The sequence below is a fragment of the Microcoleus sp. Pol12B4 genome, assembly GCF_036701385.1.
Classification (GTDB): domain Bacteria; phylum Cyanobacteriota; class Cyanobacteriia; order Cyanobacteriales; family Microcoleaceae; genus Microcoleus.
The window spans coordinates 1-2,801 of sequence record NZ_JAUBQR010000387.1; the positions used below are offsets into that span (position 1 = coordinate 1).

Consider the following 2,801-nt stretch of genomic DNA (forward strand, 5'->3'; position numbering starts at 1 on the left):
TTGACGACGCGGTTGATACCGACATCAATTACTACTGATCCGGGTTTAACCATATTAGCTGTAATCATTTCTGTGCGGCCGACTGCAGCTATTAGAATATCGGCTTGATTGGTAATAGATTCTAAGTTTTGCGATCGCGAATGAGCTACAGTAACAGTGCAGTCGGCTTCTAATAGCATCAGTGCCATCGGTTTACCCACCAAAATACTCCGTCCCAAAACAACGGCATTTTTTCCTTTCAAATCAATCTGGTATTCCTGCAATAACCGCATCACTCCGGCGGGAGTACAACTCCGCAAACCTTGCTCCCCGCGCACGAGACGGCCTAAATTTACAGGGTGAAGTCCGTCAGCATCTTTGTCGGGAGCAATTTGGTACAGCAGCGAAATTGCATCTAAGTGTTCTGGTAGCGGTAATTGAACTAAAATGCCATCTACTCGATCGTCCTCGTTGAGTGCACGAATTGCAAGTTCTAGTTCGGCTTGAGTAGCATTTGCGGGGTAATGCTTGCCGAAGGAAGCTATGCCAACTTTAGCGCAGGCTCGCTCTTTATTGCGGACATAGGCTGCGCTAGCTGGGTTGTCGCCCACCATCAGCACCGCAAGTCCCGGAGGACGACCTTTTTGGGGTTGTAGGGCGCGGACTCGATCACTCAGCTCGGTTTGAATCTTTGTCGCTAAAGCTTTGCCATCTAGTATTTGAGCAGTTTTGGCATCCATTGTAGACTCTTGGTTAGGGGCTGACGATTTTAGATTTTAGCTTAATCCCCGCCAAGGACTACACTAGAGAAATTTCTTACTTGCGATCGATTCTGGGGATTCTGTTAAAGTAAGTCGTATCTCACATCTCAAATCATTTGACCAATGACTACTGCAGTTAAGCAAGTTTGGGTTCAAAGATTCTGCACCGGCTCTTTGTCGCTAATCCTCGCCAGCGGTTTTTTCAGTTGCGGCAATTTACCCATGTCTCAACTTAATCTTGGTTTTAATGTTGCTAGCATTGGCGACGTTCAACAAAAGCGGCAAGTGGATGCTGAAGTTTATCTTCGGGGAAAGGTGGAAAATCGCGCTCCCTTTGTAGGAAATGCGGCTTATCAAATTGAGGATGGTACTGGCAGTATTTGGATTTTAACCAAGCAAGATTTGCCCCAGCTTGGCGATGAAGTGTTGCTCAAGGGAGAAGTCCGATACAAGAGTATTACTCTGAAGGAATTGGCAGGAAAGGATTTAGGTGAAGTTTATGTTGAGGAAATGGAGCAATTAAAGCGCACTCCAGCGGCTAATCAATAAAAATACGAAGCTGCTAATTTATTTGAATAAGTAAGTCTATTTCCTACAAATCAAAGGTTTATAGTTGTGCTTGGGCGATTTGGAGCTGTTTATTTATATTCAAAGTTCATTAACCATAATATTATGGTGTGGGCGGGTTTACCTATATTTTTTGTTGATTTTACAGATGTTGGTGAACCCGCTCCTACAGCACTTTCTTCCTTCTCTTTTCTTTCTAACACATGACTAAAATTCACGTTGCGATCGCGATTTTGTACCAAGACGGCAAGTTTCTCTGCCAGTTGCGAGACGATATTCCTCATATCAGGTATCCCGGACATTGGGCTTTGTTTGGCGGACACTTGGAACCGGGGGAAACGCCGGAAGTTGCTCTAGTGCGGGAATTATCAGAGGAAATTGGCTATGCTCCTGCAAGTGTTTCTTTTTTCTGTTGTGATGTCGAAAAAGATGTCGTTCGCCACGTTTTTCATTCACAACTTAGTGCGGATGTCAAGGATTTAGTTTTGCTTGAGGGGTGGGATATGAAGTTGTTGACACCGGAGGAGATTCGGGCGGGAAAATGCTTTTCTGAGCAGTCAGGAGATGTACGACCTTTTGGCATTGCTCACCAACGAATTTTATTGAATTTTATTGAGTCGATTTGAGAAAATTGCCACTCACCCTACATTGCATGGGTTTGGGGAGGGAGATATTAGTAAGGTGCGCCCGGTGGTACACCCTACATTGCAGGGGTTTTAACAGTTAAGAACGAGCCGCAATCATTCCCGTTTGGCGCGCGTAGTCAAACAACCCTCCGGCATCAATCACTGGCCCTACTTCTCCTAAAGGTTTGAGCGAGAAAGTTCTATCGAGAGTGTGGTTGACAATTACCTCTGCAGTAAAGTCGATCGTCACTTCTTGGCCCGTTACAAACAAGTCGCAGAGCCGCTCGACTGATTCGATCGGGTACAATTCGCCAGTAGCCGAGCAATTGCGAAAGAAAATGCGTGCGTAAGACAAAGCCACCACTGCTGTGACGCCGGCGGCCCCCAGAGCGATCGGAGCGTGCTCCCGCGAAGAACCGCAGCCAAAATTTTCGCCTGCTATTATAATCGGATACCGGGTTTTCTGTTCACCGGATTCGATAAACTTACCGTAGCGATCGGGCAACCCAATCATAGCGTAACTGCCTAGTTTCTCGTACTCATCCGGCTTCGAGGGAACCAGGGTCAGGTATTCGGCCGGGATAATTTGATCTGTATCGATGTTGTCGTCTACAACAAAAATTTGACCGCTAATTACTTTACCCATAGTTTATTTCCTGTTAGCCTCGCTCGATGCTGTGGTGATAATTTTAAGTGGATCGGTATGCAAGATTTGCATCTGTTCATTTTAACCTGGCAGTGTCAGTGATAACCTGTATGAGTAAAAATTAGATCCGAGACTTTGGGTTAACAATTAACAGATTGCTAAGCGTCAAGATAGTTTTATGGCAAATCCAATAGATGACATTGCTCGACAAGCTCGCGAGGG

The 2,801-nt window shown here is 45.6% G+C and carries 4 protein-coding genes; 2 read left to right on the forward strand and 2 right to left on the reverse strand.

Translation table 11 applies throughout. The annotated features are described in order from the left end of the window. Window positions 1-719, reverse strand: a 719-nt coding sequence (gene folD, locus QUA38_RS28345) for a bifunctional methylenetetrahydrofolate dehydrogenase/methenyltetrahydrofolate cyclohydrolase FolD (protein ID WP_333167753.1), incomplete at its 3' end; no start/stop codon positions are given. 144 nt (window positions 720-863) lie between these two features. Here folD and QUA38_RS28350 point away from each other — a divergent pair. Together QUA38_RS28350 and QUA38_RS28355 are read left to right on the forward strand one after the other, a co-directional pair. Next, window positions 864-1,289 (forward strand): DNA-binding protein, encoded by a 426-nt coding sequence (locus tag QUA38_RS28350; protein ID WP_333167755.1) that lies wholly within the window; start codon window positions 864-866, stop codon window positions 1,287-1,289. Between the two features lie 221 nt (window positions 1,290-1,510). Beyond that, window positions 1,511-1,933, forward strand: a complete 423-nt coding sequence (locus QUA38_RS28355) for an NUDIX hydrolase (protein ID WP_333167756.1) — start codon at window positions 1,511-1,513, stop codon at window positions 1,931-1,933. Window positions 1,934-2,030: 97 nt separating this feature from the next. On the opposite strand, the gene QUA38_RS28360 is transcribed toward QUA38_RS28355, so the two are convergent. Further along, window positions 2,031-2,579 (reverse strand): LeuD/DmdB family oxidoreductase small subunit, encoded by a 549-nt coding sequence (locus QUA38_RS28360; RefSeq protein WP_333042404.1) that lies wholly within the window; start codon window positions 2,577-2,579, stop codon window positions 2,031-2,033. Window positions 2,580-2,801: the final 222 nt, after the last annotated feature.

Excerpts from the sequence above, each read along its gene's own strand:
- QUA38_RS28350 (WP_333167755.1), top strand. The coding sequence starts at position 864 with ATGACTACTGCAGTTAAGCAAGTTTGGGTTCAAAGATTCTGCACCGGC.
- QUA38_RS28355 (WP_333167756.1), top strand. The coding sequence starts at position 1,511 with ATGACTAAAATTCACGTTGCGATCGCGATTTTGTACCAAGACGGCAAG.
- QUA38_RS28360 (WP_333042404.1), bottom strand. The coding sequence starts at position 2,579 with ATGGGTAAAGTAATTAGCGGTCAAATTTTTGTTGTAGACGACAACATC.